Here is a 17,557-nt window from a genome sequence, read left to right as displayed (position 1 = left end):
ATGAGGTTGTGAGGAATATGTGAGATTACGGTCAGAACTGATTATCTTTTTTTTGATCATATCAGTAGTACCTTTATCCGCGGTTGTTTACATATCCTATGAATACAGTAAGTTAGCTATCCGTGAATCGGTGATGTCCAACCTGCTTGGGGCAACCGATAATACCGGGAATGTGATCGATAACTGGATGGATACAAGAAAAGATGATATCCGTGTAATATCCCAATCCAGGGTAAGCTTAACAACGGAAAAAGAAAACTTCAAAGAGTTCCTGGGCACCTTTGAACGCGAGCACAGGGGCGTATACAGGGAGTTCTATACACTTGACCTTGATGGGAATATAATTTTCTCTAATATTTATCGAACAGGAAATGAAAGAACAGAAAATTATTTTATCGAGGCTTCAAAAGGAAAAATATCTGTATCGGATGTTTATAAATCCAACACCACTGATGCCCCTGAAATAATAATAACCAATCCTGTACGTAAGAACGGGGAAATAGTGGGAGTCTTTGCAGCACGAATAAGCCTTGAGAACCTGTACAGGATAATAGAACAGATCGATATCGGAAAATCCGGCGAGGTATTTATTGTCAACCAGAAAGGAGACATAATATTCCATGAGAACCAGTCACTTATCCTGCTTAATAACATAAATAATAATTTCGCGGTCAGGGAAGTCACATATGAAAAAAACGGCATCAATGAATATGTCAGTTATAAAGGAGAAAATGTGCTTGGCTCTTATTACTGGCTTCCTCTTTACAGATGGGGACTCATAGCAGAAAAGAACATCGATGAAGCCTATGCCGGTGCACTGATACTGGGACGGGTGATGGTCGAGATTTCAATTCTGGCAGTAATGGGGGTGATCTTTCTTGCTTTAGTTGTTTCCAGTAACATCACAAGACCCGTCAAATCTCTTGAAGAGGGGGCTCTTGGAATGCTTAGCGGGAATTTCAAAGCCATACCTGTCTCTTCCGGGAATGAAATAGGTCGGCTGACAGAGATATTTAATTCGACCGCAAGTGAACTCCTGGATATAAGAAAAAAGCTTGAAATGAAAATTGATGTGGCAAATAAAGATCTCGAAATAAAGAATAAAGAACTTACAGCTGCAAATGAAGAATTGAAAAAATTAGATGAATTGAAATCTGATTTTCTATCTCTTGTTTCCCATGAGTTGAAAACACCTCTTTCATCTATGAAGATCTCGGCTGAGTATCTCGAATCTGATGCAAATATCGTTCCTGCTGACAGGAAAGAAATACTTCAGATAATTCTGAGAAATATTGACCGCCAGACCAGGCTCATAAATGATATTCTTGACCTGTCAAAGATCGAAGCAGGCAAGACAGAACTCAAGCTGGATATTATCGGGATCAGGAAAATAGCAGATGCATCATTTGAGAACATAAAACAGGTTGCTCTTAAAAAGGACATATCCATAATTATAGACGTTCCGGATAATCTGTCCCCTGTTATGGCTGATATGGAAAAGCTTATAATTGTGGTGAATAATCTCTTTGAGAATGCATTAAAATTTACACCGGCGGGTGGAAGTATTATCCTTAGCGCAAAAGAAGATGCGGATGGGATAGAGGTCAATATGAAAGACACAGGTATCGGGATTGAGAAAGAAAAACTCGAAAAGATATTTGATAAGTTTTATCAGGTTGACAGTTCTTCTAGGAGAAAAACGGGCGGATGCGGACTCGGCCTTTCTATATCAAGCGGAATTATCAGGGCACATGGAAGCATAATTCAAGTAGAAAGTGAACCCGGGAAGGGCAGTACATTCAGTTTCAAATTAAAGAAAGGTTGATCATGATATGAAGAATTATATTGTATTAGGTGCGATCGTATTGGTAGTGGCCTCAGGACTTATGTTTTATGAAATATCCGGAAAAACTGCCATGCCCAATGATCAAAAATCAATTTTTGTTGTGTCGATGACAGCAGATGAGATGTCAAAGGCGCTTGTGAACAACTCCATCGCGGGTTTCATTTCATGGGAGCCAAACCCTTCAAAAGCGGTTTCCGAGGGTTATGGCAGGTATCTTGTAAATTCTAAGGATATCTGGGAGAACCATCCATCTTGCGTGCTGGCTATATCAGAAGACCTGAAAGATGAAGATATGATAAAAGCCCTGGTTTGGGCAGAGGTTAAAGGAACAAGGTTCATTAATAATCCGGTAAACCGGGAAATAGTTCTGGAATATGGGCAGGAATTCTCAGGAATTAATGAAAATATGACCTCAGCAGTCATTAATAATACTGTTTATATAGAATATCCAGATCTTAACGAAACAAAAAGAGCCATTGACATTATGAGTAAAGCCGATGTTTTAAAGAAAAATATTAGTTCTTTGGGATATACGGATGTTAATGATTTTCTCTCTAAATTATATATTAGTAAATATTATGATGAGGTAAGAAAAAAACTGGACGAGGACCCGAACTGGATTCCGCCCCGTGTTAATGGGAGTCTCCGATTTGGATATATCGAGGGAAATTCACATTATTTTGCAATATATATAGCCCAGAAACGAGGTTATTTTGAGAAGGTCGGGCTTATTACCGGAAAGAATCTACAGTTAACAGGTTACAGAAGCGGCAGGGCAATAACAGATGCCTTAAATCACAGGGAAGTTGATGCTGCAATAGTCGGAACCTCCGTGCTTTTAAGATATAAGATAAATGACAATGGGAGGATACATATCGTAAATGGTGTGAATTCCGGAGGAACTTCCCTTGTGGTCAGGGCGGATTCTAATATTACTTCGGTCGATGACCTGAACGGTCAAAAGATCGCAACTCCGGGATTTGGCACGTGCCAGGATACCATTATGAGAAAAATGTTTAATGGGTATGAGATAAAAACTCAATGACTATTATTCAGCTCATTTTAGATTTACGTATCAAAAGACTTAAATGCATCTAAACCATAAAGGAAAATCCCCCCAAAGTCCGGATAGTGTAGCGGCCTATCATGGAGGCCTGTCGAGTCTCCGACCCGGGTTCAAATCCCGGCCCGGACGTTTTCTTTTTTGTTCAACTCCCTACGCAGTGTTTTAGATCTTTCCACAGTGTACTTGCACTTTCACTCGTGCTTGCTTCAGACTTTTAATCTATTGGCAAATGGAGTGTTAGTTATGGATATACATGATTACAAAAAAAGGCTCGAAAGAGTTGAAGAGAAGGTCAGGAAAAGTAATCTCAGTGAAAAAAATAAAAAAATTCTGTTTGATTTCGAGCGGAAGCTCTTTATTAAGGAATTTACTACCGCAAGAATTGAAACATATCTTTCAGTACTCAGAGTGATATGCGAAAAGTTAAACAAAGACCTCGACTCATTTGAAAAAGAGGATATTGAGCTGTTCCTTGAATGGTTGCAACGCAAAGATCTGGCGGACTGGACAAAATATAGTTACAAGATGTGCTTTAAAAGTTTTCTCAAGGCAAATGGGAAAAACGACCTTGCCAATTTGATAATTATAAAAGCCGTCAAGAATAAAATCCCGGATATTTTCACCAGAGAAGAAGTCTTGAAAATGATAGATAGCGCCATGCATCCGATGGATAAAGCTATGATAGCAGCGCTGTACGAAACAGGGTGCAGAATAGGAGAACTTGCAGGTTTGCAGAACAAGGATATTCATTTTGATAATTATGGAGCAATTTTTATCGTTAACGGGAAAACTGGAATGAGACGTGTCAGAGGAATATTCTCAGCCCCTTATCTGAGCGCATGGCTTGATATCCATCCCAGGAAATTAGATCCCAATTCCCCTTTCTGGATAAGATTGGGAGGAAACGGAAGGTCTAACGGGCTGGAAGGTAACAAATGCCGACAACTTATGTATCATGCAATAAGCATGCGTATAAAAAGAATTGCTGTGAGAGCTGGAATCCAAAAACGGGTATATAACCATCTTTTCAGGCATACCAGTGCAACCGAAAAGTCTGGAATTCTCACAGATTCGATGATGGATGAATACTTTGGCTGGATACAGGGATCCAGGATGACAAGGATCTATGTTCACCGTTCAGGCAAGAATCTCGATGATGCTCTTCTCAAAGCACATGGCCTTGTAAAAGATAATACCCCGCAGGATAAGGAGCTTGCCCCCATTAAATGCCCCAGATGCGGTACAATAAATGGAGCTACCGGCAAATTCTGCAATAAATGCGGTGCTGCGCTGGATCTGGTTACAGTCTTTAATGTTGATAAAGAGCGCGCATCACTCACGATGGAACTCATGGATTTGATAAGGCAGGAGCCAGCTCTTCTGGAGCTCCTAAAAGGGCATATGGAAGCCAGAAATGAAACAGAAAAAATAAAGAAATAATTCAACAAACAAGAATACTTTCACCACGCTATACTAACAGTTAATATTAAGCAGGATAATTTTCCACGGATCAAAAATGCGCATCTGACAATTTACAAAAATATGCGCCAGGATATGAACTATGAAAAATTATCTAACATGGGAGCAGACGCTCTTTAAAGATAGAGAAATATTTGATTCCGGGTATGTCCCCGAAACCTTTCTTTATCGAGAGGCACAAATGAAAAGCATAGGTTATTCCATTGCGCCCGGGATAGAAGGTAAGCAACCCCAGAATATAATATGCCTAGGTCCTCCGGGTACGGGGAAGACCACATCGTTCAAAAAAATCATTGATCAGGCAGAGCAGATATCTCCTTCAAACCTCATTTTGGCTTATGTCAATTGCAGGTATACACAAACACATTATTCAGTGCTTGCCGAGATATATAAAAAGATCACGGGAATAGAACCGCCGACGTCAGGAATAGCATTGAAAAAACTCTATGAGAAGATCGCAAAAACACTTATGACAAGAAATAAGAGTATGTTTGTGATACTGGATGATGCGGATTTTCTGGTTTCAAGGAAAATTTTCCTTGATATAGTGAACAATTTTCTTAGACTCCACGAAGAATATCCCATTTCTGTTGGTTTAAGCTCGGTGCACAGCACCCAGTGTCCTTTACTTGATAATGGACTTACTTCAGTATTCATACCCACAATAATCAAATTTCCATCATATAGCTGGGACGAAACCTTTGATATCCTGAATACGCGAGTAAAGATTGGATTATACTCAAATGTTGTTAAAAACGAAATTATAGAAAAAATCACTGACTATGCTGTGTCTAAAGGAGATATCAGGTTTGGAATAGATCTTCTGAAACGTTCAGTTATTATTGCTGAAAAGCGTGCCTCTACTATTGCAGAGTTCATAGATGTGGATACTGCACTCATCGAAGCCTCAAATGAAAGAATGAAAAGATATCTAAAAGTAATCACGGATTCGGAAACGGCGCTTCTAAACCTGGCTTCAGACCTGGGAACATCGCAAGCTGGCGATTTATTTTGTGCTTTCAGCAAGCGCACCAGAAAAGGATATACTACATTTCATAAATCGCTAAACAAGTTAGTCAATGCTAAATTGGTCTATTCACACATTGAAAACCGGGGTAAGAACGGGAGAACAAGAGTAATAATTGCGAAATAACCATCACTGTTATGACAAAAACGAAATTCAGGATGCAAATAATGATAATGCGATCATAAGATAACGCTACTTTGAGTGGTCAAAGGTTGGGTCTGTTCGACGAATTATCCCAAATCAATTCATGAAAAGCCATTACGGAATCGGCTGAGAAGAAGATTTGTTCTGGGGATCTATCCTCGTAGAGTGACTCTACCTCATGAGGCAAAGTTCTGACCTCAATACAGCCTTGTCCTCGATCAAAAAGCAATGTCAGATGCAAAACGATATATCGGGTATTCGAGTACGACCTTAAAACTATCCATATCCTCACTTGGCACTCTGGAAAGAAGCATCATATGCAGTGACATTCAATATAACCATGAGTTCTTCCATTACAACATTACAGTCTTTGGTGCAAAAATTATTGGCAGAAAAAGAGTGGCTCAATCGTATGTAGTCTGAGGATTTCCAAGGATTGACACAACTTTTCTATGGTGTACTATGGCCCTTGCACCAATGTTCGCTTCGTCTTTGGTTCACTGAATCGAAACTGCTACATAGTTGGATATTGTAGGACTTCCTGTGACGATGGTTGGCACCCAGCCACAGCGAAACAAGATTGCGATTGTCTCATTAATTATAAATATATAAAAATAGTATTCTGCATCTAATAATGTTTATACGCACATTTATCAAGCTTTTACATGAAAACAATAGCCACAGACGCTATAGTCTATCCTCATTTAGACCTCGTATAATAGTCTCCATAATTGTGATACGAACTCAGTTTCAGCAAAAAATGTTACATACTCATGGTTTTACTATAGCCACATAATCAATCCATACTTTTAAATTCTGTTTTTTTCGATTATGAACTCTATATTCCATCTTTCCTTTGCCAGGATAATTGAATCTAATCGCAAATAGCTGATATGTTAAAGGCTTATCAAAATCAATTCCGCAAAGCATCCTTCCACCACCACCACCTCCAGCAACATCAAGAAATAAAATCGGTTCTATTGATTGATTGTCGTCTATTTTTATCTTAAAAAATGCAATATAATTTCCTTGTTCGTTTAATTCTTCATAGGGACCATATATAACGTGGTCTCTTAACTCCGATAAATCGGCAAACCATGCTTTCTGTGAATGTGCTTCTTTATCCTCAACCTCAATACCAAATTTATGATGTAACCATTCAGCTTTATATAATTTAACACAATTCTTCAGCACATCTTCTTCTGGCATCATGTGCTTTTCATAAGTTTTTCTTTGAGCTTTTATCTCGTTAATCCTTTCAGACTCACTTTTAATTATATATCCCTTTATCTTATTGGTTAGGTCCTTATAATCCTCATACTCGATTCTTTCGAGTCCTTGTAGATCAGAGAGGATTTTCGTACCCTTCTGACAAATGATATACAATGATTTACCTGCACCTTTTGCCAAGCCTAACTCCAAACTGACATTTGGATTTTGATTCGTAATATCATAGATACCAAATTGTGTTGTAAGTATCCTCTCCTCAATTTTCTTTAAAATATGTTCTCCACTCTTAAATTCTCGGTCCCAATATAATGCTTTTAATCCTGTTTCTATAAAGGCTAGATTAATAGCCTGTTGGAAATCTTCACTCATTCCCCCGCTAAATCCATGAGCTACAAAATAGTGGTATTCCTCCATATCATTATTCTCCAATTATCATCTTTTTATTATAAATTGTTCTTTTTACTTTTTATATTTGCTGGTATTTATTTTCGATAGAGAGCGCCTAATTTTAAATTGTGCACTGAGTTTTCTGTTTTTCTTACTTATCCGAGCATGAGAACGAGCGCGTGTTGCAGTCATTTACCCCCGACCGAGGCCGAGGGCATCTTGTGGATTCTCGATGGTTTTGCAGTGTTACAATTTTCAGTGTTTTGTTTATCTTTTCAGGCGCAGAGTTGGATTTTGAACGGTATTCTACTTGTTTATTAAATTGGCATCGATGGTTTTACTAAAGCCACGTAATCAATCCATATTTTTATTTTTAATGTTCTTAAATTATAAACCCTATATTCCAACTTTCCTTTGCCATGATAATTGAATCTGACCCCAAAAAGCTGATATACAAAAGGTCTATTAAAATCAGTTCCATAAACTATCCTTTCACCACCACCAGCTCCAGCTACATCAAGTAATAAAATTTGTTCCATTGATTGGTTATCATTTATTTTTATATTAAAAAATGCTATATAATTTCCTTGTTCATCTAATTCTTCATAGGGGCCATAGATAATGTGGTCTTTTCTTAACGATAAATCAGCAAACCACGCTTTCTGTGAGTGTGCTTCTTTGTCCTCAACATCATATCCCTGTTTATGGAGTAACAATTCAGCTTTGTATAATCTAACACAATTAGTCAGTACATTTTCTTCATACATCGTATAATTTTCATACGTTTTTCTTTGAGCTTTTATCATGTTAATCCTTTCAAACTCTTTTTCGCTTATTTTTTTCTTTATCTCATCGGTTAGGTTCTCACAATTCTCATATTCGATTCTATCAAGTCCCTGCAAATCAGCACGAATCTTTGTACCTTTCTTACAGATTATATATAATGTTTTACCGGCACCTTTTGCTAAACCTAACTCAAGATAAACATTTGGATTTTCATTCGTGATATCATAGATACCAAATTGTGTTGCAAGTATCCTATCCTCTATTTTTTTCAAAATATGTTCCCCACTTCTAAATTCCAAGTCCCCATAGCATGCATTTAATCCGGTTCCTTTAAAGGCTTGATCAATAGCTTCTCGGAGATCGTCTCTATGTTTTGAAGTAAATTCATGAGCTACAAAATAATGGTATTCCTCCATATTATCACTCACCTAAATGTGTATTTGAAATCCTCAACATTATCGGACTGAATTCATTTTCTTGTCTTATAAATTGTATGAAAAATCATAAATTGCCGATTTGACTTGAGTATTATCGAGGTCACATCTAAAAACAATATCCAGAAACGATTTATCCATGTCATTTATTTCCCGTATAATTGCATACCACTTAATCTCTTCCCTTCCTGGAACAATAACAAAAATCGAAGTATGAAACAGAAATTATAGGCTGTTGTGAACTCATATTCTGTGCCCGACTGATATTTTTTATTTGTTTCTTCATCGAAGACAGGAGTCCCCATCCTGCTCCATAGGATGCATATAAGAATATTAGCTTGATCAGCCTTCATCATATAGAGATCAACAGTCCTTTGTGGTGTAATGCCAACAACGGGTGGCACTTCTGTTTTGTATTCTAAAGCTTTGATAGCAAATTTGTCAGAAATGTAAGGCCTTGAATTCAACTCCTCTATGACCTTTAAGGCAATCTTTTTCTCTTCATCCACATCACTTGGCGAGGAAATGAAGACATCAATTTGTTTCAGTGTTTTTATGACCAAGGTTTCCCCATCAGATATTACCTTTTTACTCTAATGGATTTATATTCTTCGATATATTCATAAAGTATGATTGCCGATATAGTCTTTGATTGATCTATAAAGAAGCCTAAAGGGTGAATAATGGAATACACGCCAAAGCCTATTGATACCTTGGATATAGAACTCACAGATGATATTCTTGAGTTGACAGAGCTTCTTTCAAAGAATGCCCATGATAATTGGGCCCGCCAGCGTATATCCGAAGGATGGAAATTCGGCCCAAAGCGAGATGACGAAAAAAAAGAGCATCCTTGCCTGGTGGCTTATGAAAATTTGAATGAATCTGATAAAGAATATGATCGAAAAGCTGCCATGGAGACCCTCAAAGCAATAGTCGCTTTAGGATATAATATCGAAAGAAATTCAATGAAAGTTCCAAATTACGATATGCATGATACAGGCATAGAGATCAATATTCGCTATGCCTCAATAAGAGATGCGCTTGAAATTCTTCATAAGAGTCTCTGGGGCAAATATGACGATTCTGATAAAAAAGCTATCAGATTACAAAGATCGCATAGAAGGTTTGCAAAAACGGCTACAGTATTTGGTATTACTGCCATAATATTAGCCATTATATCACTGGCTGTTAAAGAACTTGGGGATATTATTTCCAGGCAGTTTCCTGGGACAGAGGGATTAGCAACCGTTATTCCAGATGATTTGATCACATATGCAGAGTTTTTTGTAGCAGCTATTGCTTTTTTTGCCGTAATTGTTGGTCTTTTTAAGAAATATCAAAAGAACTGGTTTTTGTACCGCCACAGGGCTGAATTATTCAGGTCTTTAAAGTTCCATTTTCTGGTAGATCCCTGTTTGTGCCATAAGTCTGAAAACAAGGCAGAAATAAAAGATTGGAAAGACCGGATGTTAAAGGAAATAGATAGGATCGACAGCATATCATGTCCATCGATTGATCAATGTATCAAAGAAGAAGAGATGCTATCGGATCCTCCTCAGCCTGATATTAGCAAGATCGATGAAAAAAAACTTGTAGCAATGGTGAAATATTATCGGGAAAAACGTATATCGGTTCAGCGGGAGTATTTTAGTAAACAGGCAATACGTTATGAAAATAGTGATAGGTCTTCTAAATATCTGCCAGTTCCGCTCTTTTTTATAAGCATTATTTTAGTTTTTACACATTTTATTATTGATATCTTTATTCCTCTGCTTCATGGTTTCAGTGTATTTTTACTCTTGCTTGCAGCATCCATTCCCGTGGTAGGTGCAGGCATCCGCACCTTCAGGTCAACTAATGAATATGCCAGGAGTGCAGCGATATACAGATCAAAACAAAAAGCTCTTGAAAAGATGGATGAGAAGCTAGAACAGGAGATAAACAGGGATAAACTTAATGCAACGCAGGTACTGAACCTTCTCTGGCGTTGTGAAGAGCTTCTTAGAGCAGAGCATCGAGAATGGCTGCGTTTGATGCTCGAAACAGAATGGTTCATATAAAAGGAAAGGTGAATCTTGAACTCTACAGATTAGTTCCTTATTAAATCCTTCCTATGATAATTCTCTTATTGCTGATACAATTGATTCTGTATTCCACCTAACAATCAGATCAGCATTAGCTTTCACCAATGTAGATGTTTTTTCAGACCACCACGGTTCAATTCCAATAATTTTTTTAGGTTTTGAAAACTCCACCTTTGCAATTTTAATCTCTTTGTTTATCCATTTACTATACGAAGAATATACTCCCGCCATAATCAATACAACGCTTGATGGCGAGATTTTGTTCTTAATGGCATCATATAATTCTCTATCTGTTCCATTAGTATGTACTGGATCATTTTTAGGTATTGAATAATTATTATAAAAAAAATAGGGCCGATTATCAAGAAGCATAATCAATTTTTCATAAGCATCGCCATAAATCCATGAATGACTAATGAAAAGATTATAAATATTTGACATCATATGTTCAGACAACTACAATATATAAAAACATATGATATAGAAAAGCATCAATTTTTTGCATTATCGTGATGCTTCTCGCATGCTCCCCGAGAGCTAAGGTGGTAATACGATAGTATCATAATAATTCAATTTGTGATGAAATCCGATCAATTTATAAATACTTGAACTGCATGATAATCATTTAGATTTGGAGTTTTTGATCTGGAATTCTTAGCCTTATATAAAGATTTGGTGGAAATAATGGAGAATCTGATATGAGTGACATCTTCCTTAGTTACAAAAGCGAAGATCGACCCAAGGCAAGAATAATCTCAGAAGCGCTTGAGCAACGTGGTTATTCGGTTTGGTGGGATCGAATCATCCCTATCGGGCAAAACTCTCACGATGTTATTGAAGAAGAACTTGGGGCTTCAAAATGTCTGGTGGTTCTATGGTCAAAAGAGTCTGTAAAATCAAATTATGTAAAAACCGAAGCAGAAGAAGGTTATAGTCGAGGAATTCTCGTTCCAGTTTTTATTGAAGAAGTGAAACCTCCTCTTCTATTTAGGAGGATGGAAGCAGCTAAACTTATGGATTGGGATGGAATATCAGACAATGAAGAGTTTGCTCTGTTATTGGACGCAATTACAGAAATTTTGGGACAGTCCCCAGCTGCTAAAATTAAAGATAAGAAGGAAACTATAGTTCCAAAACTTTTGTCTCCATTTGAAGTGTTTGAAAAAGAAACGAACAAGAATATCTCTATTTACCTCCAGAAAGAAAGAGATTCTATTTTTGGGACCATTGCACCTGGTTCCACTAGCCTATTAATTGGAGAAATTATAGGAGGAGAAAAATTATTCATATCACCCCCTTGGGCAAATTATATGGGAGCTGTCCGGTCTGAAGAACTCATAGAATATTTGATCTCCGATTTATCTTCAGGCAACAGTATTCTATTATTAGGTGATGCAGGACAAGGAAAGACCACTATTTTGAAGCGAGTTTTCACAATTATGGTGGATAGTTTTGTAGAAAAATCCAATGATATAATACCTATCTACATTCCTCTCCGAGATATCGCATATTCAGGAGATAAAAGTGGCAGAACATTATCGCAGTTGTGGCAACATTTACACACACAACCTATGAATCCACTTCCACTTACTTATGATCAGTTTACTTCATTTATATATAAAAAATATATTATTTTTCTATTTGACGGCTTAGATGAGATGGTTATGGAGCTTAGCCAACATTCAATAAATAAAAGCTTGTATAGTGACATGTTTAAGCTCCAATCAGTTTTGTCTTGTAGAAAAAATTTCTATGAACTCAATTTATCCGAATCAGTAATACAACAAAATTATCTGAAAAAAATTGAGTTGTTGCCGTTAAAATTTGCCGACTCAGTGAAAGAGTATATTATTGCTTTCTGCGATAGCAAGAGAGTTAGGGAAGATAAGATATCTGAAAATATTATCATAAAAATCCAGCATAGCAAAGAACTTCTGAATTTGGCGCAGCGCCCTTTGATGTTGACTATGATACTTGATATTTTTATCGATTCGCAGAAAATGCTCGAAATTGAATGGAGTAAAGCAAAATTATATGAAGCCTATACAGAAAAGTGGTTGAAGAATGAGGCAGTTAAGCCTGATTCGAAATTAAAATGGGATGATAAGGCGGAACTTTTGGAGGAAATTGCTTGGTTAACATACCAAAAGAGTGTCCCATCTTCATATGCATATGGCGATGAGCTTTACAAAACCGTGAAGTTTACAAGAATAGAAATATCTAAGCTAATAGAAGGTCATGCTCTTCGCTTTCAACCTATTCCATCTTCTCAATTAATTGATGATATATGTCTTCGATCCTTTCTGATAGGTGGATACGGTGGTTACTACTACTTTATCCACAAGTCCTTCCAAGAATACTATGTCGCAAAATACATCTTAAAAAGTATGCAACAAAGCGCAGAATATTTAGCGCTAACTCTAAAAGTATCTACGCCAGCAGAAGTTGCCGCCTTCTTGGAAGATATGCTCAAGGAAAATCTCAGTTCTAAACATAAAAGCGATTTAATTACAGATAACCTTATCAAAGCATATCAGCAAAATATTGGCAATGGTTATTCCTCTCTAATAATTCGTGAACATTCATGTTACTATCTAGCATGCATAGGAACGCAAAAAGCTATACAATTTCTAGAACATTCTTATATGAAAGAGACTAACAAATGGGTTCAGCGTGGTATGATGGTAGGGCTAGGCATATTTTGTAAAAGGGAGGATATAATTGAAAAATATATAGGCATGCTCTATATAGATATTGATGCCGCCTCGGTAAATATAGGTTACAATCTTGCATATTGCGGTGATCAGTCTTTAGATGAGGCTTTGGAAGGGGAGTATCATGATAAAGGTAAAAGCAAGGGCGAAGGGATGGTTCGGGAAATTTTTCGCCACCTTGGGAGCGAAAAATATAAAGCTGGATGGGCTCTCGATTTGTTCACATTGCGCACTTTACTACAGGACAAAAGACGGGGTTTAGATATACTTCACGTAAATAATGAATATATTCCATTTCTGAAGGGGTTTTTAAGGAATGACCACGGAGAACGCGGTAGAGTATTCCAACAAGAGAGACAGTTGTTAAAGGATTTTTTGGTGAATGCTTTAAAGTGAGGGGAGTTAAAAGAAAAAAATGGATTCAAAAACTGACCTACATGAATTAAAGGAAATAATAAGAACATTTTGTGAAGAGCGCGATTGGGATAAGTATCACAATGCCAAGGACTTAGCTATTGGGATTGCTATAGAGGCATCAGAGCTTCTCGAACATTTTATATTTAAATCAGATAAAGAAGTTGAAGAATGTTTTAATAACACCGAAAAAAAGGAACAAATATCCGAAGAAATGGCCGATGTGTTATTTCTTCTCTTAAGATTGTCGCAGAGATATAATATCGAATTATCGGACGAACTAATAAAAAAGATTGGAAAAAACGTAGAAAAATATCCTATCGAAAAAATAAAAGGATCGAATAAAAAATATACAGAATTATAAATATGAGAATACATAGCTTCTTGCAGTCCTTCCTTATTAAAATAGGGAAATGGCGTTAAGGTGGCGGAAGATGGAGGCGTCATGAGCGGATTGTTTTCGAAATTAGGGATAAAAATAGTACTTCAGAGAAAAATAAAAGAGATTGGAAAAATCAATAAAAATGTAACGGCTCCGAATCATGACTAAACTCCAACACCTTTCACATAATAAAGACCGTCAGATTCGCGTCTTTATCTCTTCTACGTTTTCCGATATGCATGATGAGCGCGATCTCCTCATAAAGAAAATCTTCCCGCAGCTTCGCAAGCTGTGCGAGGAGCGTGCTGTCATCTGGACAGAAGTTGATCTACGCTGGGGCATCACCAAGGAAGAGTCTGATGAGGGAAAAATTCTGCCTTTATGTCTTGAGGAAATCCACCGCTGCCGTCCGTATTTCATCGGGCTTCTGGGTGAGCGCTACGGCAGGGTGCCAAAATCGATTTCTGCTGATCTGCTTGAATCGCAGCCATGGCTGAAAGAACATCTTGAACATTCTGTCACTGAACTGGAAATCATTCACGGTGTTTTCAACGAGGGACAGATGCACAAGCATGCCTATTTTTACTTTCGCGACCCGAAGTATTTAGAATCAATGCCGGAGGGCAAACAGCAATATTTCATGAGTGATGAAGCGTCAGGGAAACTTGTAAAGCTCAAAAAAAAGATCCGGGATGCGCATGATAAAGAAATATGTGTGTTGCGCGAAGGTTATGTGAATCCAGAACAGCTAGGCGAGTGGATTCTTGAAGATTTCACAGCACTCATTGACCGACTTTATCCAAAAGATAAGATACCATATCCACTCGACCAGGAAGCTATGCGCCATGAAGCATACGCAAAGAGTCGCAGGCTTGCTTTTGTGGGAAGAAGTGATCTACTCAGACAGATGGATGAACATGCGGGAAGCACAGGTGCAAAACCACTCGTTCTAACCGGCGAATCAGGCTGCGGCAAATCCGCTTTGCTTGCAGAGTGGGCGGCGCGCTGGCACGATAAAAATCCCAAAGACCTTATCATCCAGCACTACACGGGCAGCACGCCGGAAAGCGCTGACTGGCAGGGGCTGGTGCGGCGCATCTTGAGTGAACTCAAACGCGCCTTTAATATCTCAGATGAACTGCCGATGCAGTCCGATGCATTACGCACCGCCATGCAGGATTGGCTGGTCAAAACGGCAGGATCGCGCCGTGTGGTGATCGTGCTTGATGCGCTTAACCAGATTTCCAGTGAGGATGCATCAGCAAAGCAGCTTGGATGGCTGCCCTTTGCTCTGCCGACAAATGTCAGGCTTATCGTTTCTTCGCTTCCTGGTGAAAGCCTTGACGCTCTTCGAAAGCGCAACTGGAAAGAGCTTCATGTTCCTCTTTTTGCGCGGGATGACATAGCACCAGCAGCAAAGGCTTACTTTGACATATTCAGCAAGAGGTTACACAGGGAAATCCTCGCGAAGATCGAGGACACCGCAGCTGCCGCAAATCCGCTTTTCCTGCGTGCTGTCCTTGACGAATTGCGCCAGTTCGGACTGAGTAAAGAACTGGAAAACAAAGACTTTCGTAAGAAACTGGAAGAAGAAGCTTTCAATTATCTTAAAGCACCTGATCCGCTAGCACTTTTTAACCTTATACTCAACAGATGGGATAGGGATTTTGGACAGGACGATGAGTATCCTGACCTCGTGCGCCGCAGCCTCTGTCTTATCGCCTGCTCAAGGTTTGGGCTTTCAGAGTCGGAACTGCTCGACCTGCTCGGAAAGAAGAATGCTGACGGAAAATACGAACCTCTCCCCAGACGACCCTGGACACCGTTCTACCTTGCGGCTGAAAACGATCTCGCACAGCGCGCCGGCTTGCTCACTTTCGGGCATGATTACCTGCGTGCTGCCGTACAGCGGCGCTACCTTGACGATGAGGCTGCTGCTTGCCATTTCAGGCATCAACTGGCGGGTTACTTCGGAAGTATCCCCCAACCCACAGACAGGAAGCTCGATGAGTTGCCCTTGCTTCTGCGGGACGTCGAGCAGTGGGAAGCTCTCAAGGACTTGCTTGCTGACCTGCCCACCTTCGATCGCATGCGTGAGCACCCGCGCTGGAAATGGGAGTTGCACGGGTTTTGGTTGGCTATTGGCGGGCGCTATGACCCGATCGAAGTTTACCGCCATGCTTTGGATGAAACTGAGCCGAATCTCTCCGCAGAACGTCTGCCCTATTATTTTAACAAGGTAGCGATCTTCCACCTTGATGCCGGACGCTACGAGGGCTCTGAACAGCTACACTGCCGCGCACTGGAGGTTAGCGAGAGTGTGCTTGGTAACGAGCATCCTGACACACTGACCTACGTGAACAACCTCGCGATGCTGCAAAAAAGCAAGGGCGACTACGAGGGCGCCGAACAGCTATACCGCCACGCACTGGAGATTAGTGAGAGTGTGCTTGGTAACGAGCATCCTGACACACTAACCTACATGAACAACCTCGCAGAGCTGCTTAGAAGTAAGGGCGACTACGAGGGCGCTGAACAGCTACACTACCGCGTGATGGAAGTTAGTGAGAGTGTGCTTGGTAACGAGCATCCTGACACACTAACCTACGTGAACAACCTCGCATTGCTGCTTGGAAGCAAGGGCGACTATGAGGGCGCAGAACCACTTTTCCGCCGCACGCTAGCTGGTCGGGAGTGTGTGCTTGGCAAAGAGCATCCAAACACCATTGAAAGCGTGAATAACCTCGCATGGATGCTCAAGAGTAAGGGCGACTACGAGGGCGCTGAACCGCTTTTCCGCCGCTCGCTGGAAGCTTCTGAGCATGTGCTTGGCAATGAGCATCCCAACACACTGACCTACGTGAACAACCTTGCAGCGCTGCTTGAAAACAAGGGCGACTACGAGGGCGCCGAACTGCTAAGCCACCGTGCGCTGGAAGCTTCTGAGCGTGTTCTTGGCAAAGAGCATCCCAACACACTGACAATCGTGAACAACCTTGCAGGACTGCTCTATAGCAAGGGAGACTACGAAGGCGCTGAATCGCTTTTCCGCCATGCTCTGGAGGCTTCTGAGCGTGTTCTTGGCAATGAGCATCCCAACACCCTGGGAAACGTGAACAATCTCGCAGGACTGCTCTATAGCAAGGGAGACTACAAGGGCGCTGAACCGCTTTTCCGCCGCTCACTGGAGGACATATGCAAGGTATCACGCAAAATGGGTGGCCAACATCCGCACCTGAAGATTATTTTTTACAACTATGCCACCTGCCTTCAAAAGATGGGCATGAACGGGGAACAGGTGAGACAGAGACTCAAAGCTGTCCTCAAACCATATGGCTTCAGCGCCCGATGATTTTCTCTCACCCTGACAGGAAGCAGCAGCGGGATATGAAGCGGATAGAACATGGCATTGGTGAAGAGCAATGCGCAGACTGGACACGCAGAAAGCGGAAGCATCCGACATAGCAAAAAGTTATAGTATCTCTGCCATCAATTATAAATGGAGCCCATTATGGAAATCGAACGAATCAAAAGATACAATGATAAACTCAACATAATCTC

General features: G+C 39.8%; 13 protein-coding genes and 1 tRNA gene. 10 read left to right on the top strand and 4 right to left on the bottom strand.

The annotated features are described in order from the left end of the window. The first annotated feature begins 19 nt into the window (after positions 1 to 19). The 5 genes from CL181_RS06865 to CL181_RS06845 all read left to right on the top strand — a co-directional run bounded on the left by CL181_RS06865 (position 20) and on the right by CL181_RS06845 (position 5,544). The gene (locus CL181_RS06865; RefSeq protein ID WP_141398826.1) at positions 20 to 1,825 is read left to right on the top strand and encodes a sensor histidine kinase; all 1,806 of its coding nucleotides are present in this window, start codon (positions 20 to 22) and stop codon (positions 1,823 to 1,825) included. A gap of 7 nt (positions 1,826 to 1,832) precedes the next feature. Further along, positions 1,833 to 2,891, top strand: coding sequence for an ABC transporter substrate-binding protein (locus tag CL181_RS06860; protein ID WP_097298565.1), 1,059 nt, complete (start codon positions 1,833 to 1,835; stop codon positions 2,889 to 2,891). 77 nt (positions 2,892 to 2,968) lie between these two features. Further along, a tRNA-Asp gene (locus CL181_RS06855) sits at positions 2,969 to 3,041 on the top strand. Positions 3,042 to 3,155: 114 nt separating this feature from the next. Beyond that, entirely contained in the window at positions 3,156 to 4,352 is a 1,197-nt protein-coding gene (locus tag CL181_RS06850) for a tyrosine-type recombinase/integrase (protein ID WP_097298564.1), read from the top strand. Positions 4,353 to 4,473: 121 nt separating this feature from the next. Next, positions 4,474 to 5,544, top strand: a complete 1,071-nt coding sequence (locus tag CL181_RS06845) for an AAA family ATPase (RefSeq protein WP_097298563.1) — start codon at positions 4,474 to 4,476, stop codon at positions 5,542 to 5,544. 789 nt (positions 5,545 to 6,333) lie between these two features. Here CL181_RS06845 and CL181_RS06840 read toward each other — a convergent pair. The 3 genes from CL181_RS06840 to CL181_RS06830 all read right to left on the bottom strand — a co-directional run bounded on the left by CL181_RS06840 (position 6,334) and on the right by CL181_RS06830 (position 8,962). Beyond that, entirely contained in the window at positions 6,334 to 7,206 is an 873-nt protein-coding gene (locus CL181_RS06840) for a TIR domain-containing protein (RefSeq protein ID WP_097298562.1), read from the bottom strand. 290 nt (positions 7,207 to 7,496) lie between these two features. Further along, positions 7,497 to 8,381, bottom strand: a complete 885-nt coding sequence (locus CL181_RS06835; RefSeq protein WP_097298561.1) for a hypothetical protein — start codon at positions 8,379 to 8,381, stop codon at positions 7,497 to 7,499. Between the two features lie 164 nt (positions 8,382 to 8,545). Further along, on the bottom strand, positions 8,546 to 8,962 hold the full coding sequence (locus CL181_RS06830; protein WP_176505102.1) for a DUF4062 domain-containing protein: 417 nt from the start codon (positions 8,960 to 8,962) through the stop codon (positions 8,546 to 8,548). Between the two features lie 120 nt (positions 8,963 to 9,082). Between CL181_RS06830 and CL181_RS06825 the strand changes: the two genes are divergently transcribed. Then, a complete protein-coding gene (locus tag CL181_RS06825; protein WP_097298559.1) occupies positions 9,083 to 10,462 on the top strand; it encodes a DUF4231 domain-containing protein in 1,380 nt (459 codons plus the stop codon). Positions 10,463 to 10,513: 51 nt separating this feature from the next. Here CL181_RS06825 and CL181_RS06820 read toward each other — a convergent pair whose 3' ends face one another. Beyond that, positions 10,514 to 10,927, bottom strand: coding sequence for a TIR domain-containing protein (locus CL181_RS06820; RefSeq protein ID WP_097298558.1), 414 nt, complete (start codon positions 10,925 to 10,927; stop codon positions 10,514 to 10,516). 257 nt (positions 10,928 to 11,184) lie between these two features. Between CL181_RS06820 and CL181_RS06815 the strand changes: the two genes are divergently transcribed. From CL181_RS06815 to CL181_RS21115, 4 genes are all read left to right on the top strand, one after another. Then, positions 11,185 to 13,596: a TIR domain-containing protein gene (locus CL181_RS06815; RefSeq protein WP_097298557.1), complete on the top strand. Its 2,412-nt coding sequence runs from the start codon at positions 11,185 to 11,187 to the stop codon at positions 13,594 to 13,596. 19 nt (positions 13,597 to 13,615) lie between these two features. Beyond that, a complete protein-coding gene (locus CL181_RS06810) occupies positions 13,616 to 13,978 on the top strand; it encodes a nucleotide pyrophosphohydrolase (protein WP_097298556.1) in 363 nt (120 codons plus the stop codon). A 178-nt stretch (positions 13,979 to 14,156) separates the two neighbouring features. Further along, positions 14,157 to 17,348: a tetratricopeptide repeat protein gene (locus CL181_RS06805; RefSeq protein ID WP_097298555.1), complete on the top strand. Its 3,192-nt coding sequence runs from the start codon at positions 14,157 to 14,159 to the stop codon at positions 17,346 to 17,348. Between the two features lie 70 nt (positions 17,349 to 17,418). Continuing rightward, positions 17,419 to 17,553, top strand: coding sequence for a hypothetical protein (locus tag CL181_RS21115; RefSeq protein WP_255251464.1), 135 nt, complete (start codon positions 17,419 to 17,421; stop codon positions 17,551 to 17,553). Positions 17,554 to 17,557 lie beyond the last annotated feature (4 nt).

The organism is Candidatus Methanoperedens sp. BLZ2, from assembly GCF_002487355.1.
GTDB lineage: Archaea > Halobacteriota > Methanosarcinia > Methanosarcinales > Methanoperedenaceae > Methanoperedens.
The sequence above is the reverse complement of the archived record's forward strand: the minus strand, read 5'-3'. Positions and strand labels throughout refer to the sequence as shown.

Excerpts from the sequence above, each read along its gene's own strand:
- CL181_RS06860 (WP_097298565.1), top strand. The coding sequence starts at position 1,833 with ATGAAGAATTATATTGTATTAGGTGCGATCGTATTGGTAGTGGCCTCA.
- CL181_RS06850 (WP_097298564.1), top strand. The coding sequence starts at position 3,156 with ATGGATATACATGATTACAAAAAAAGGCTCGAAAGAGTTGAAGAGAAG.
- CL181_RS06845 (WP_097298563.1), top strand. The coding sequence starts at position 4,474 with ATGAAAAATTATCTAACATGGGAGCAGACGCTCTTTAAAGATAGAGAA.
- CL181_RS06840 (WP_097298562.1), bottom strand. The coding sequence starts at position 7,206 with ATGGAGGAATACCACTATTTTGTAGCTCATGGATTTAGCGGGGGAATG.
- CL181_RS06835 (WP_097298561.1), bottom strand. The coding sequence starts at position 8,381 with ATGGAGGAATACCATTATTTTGTAGCTCATGAATTTACTTCAAAACAT.
- CL181_RS06825 (WP_097298559.1), top strand. The coding sequence starts at position 9,083 with ATGGAATACACGCCAAAGCCTATTGATACCTTGGATATAGAACTCACA.
- CL181_RS06820 (WP_097298558.1), bottom strand. The coding sequence starts at position 10,927 with ATGTCAAATATTTATAATCTTTTCATTAGTCATTCATGGATTTATGGC.
- CL181_RS06815 (WP_097298557.1), top strand. The coding sequence starts at position 11,185 with ATGAGTGACATCTTCCTTAGTTACAAAAGCGAAGATCGACCCAAGGCA.
- CL181_RS06810 (WP_097298556.1), top strand. The coding sequence starts at position 13,616 with ATGGATTCAAAAACTGACCTACATGAATTAAAGGAAATAATAAGAACA.
- CL181_RS06805 (WP_097298555.1), top strand. The coding sequence starts at position 14,157 with ATGACTAAACTCCAACACCTTTCACATAATAAAGACCGTCAGATTCGC.
- CL181_RS21115 (WP_255251464.1), top strand. The coding sequence starts at position 17,419 with ATGCGCAGACTGGACACGCAGAAAGCGGAAGCATCCGACATAGCAAAA.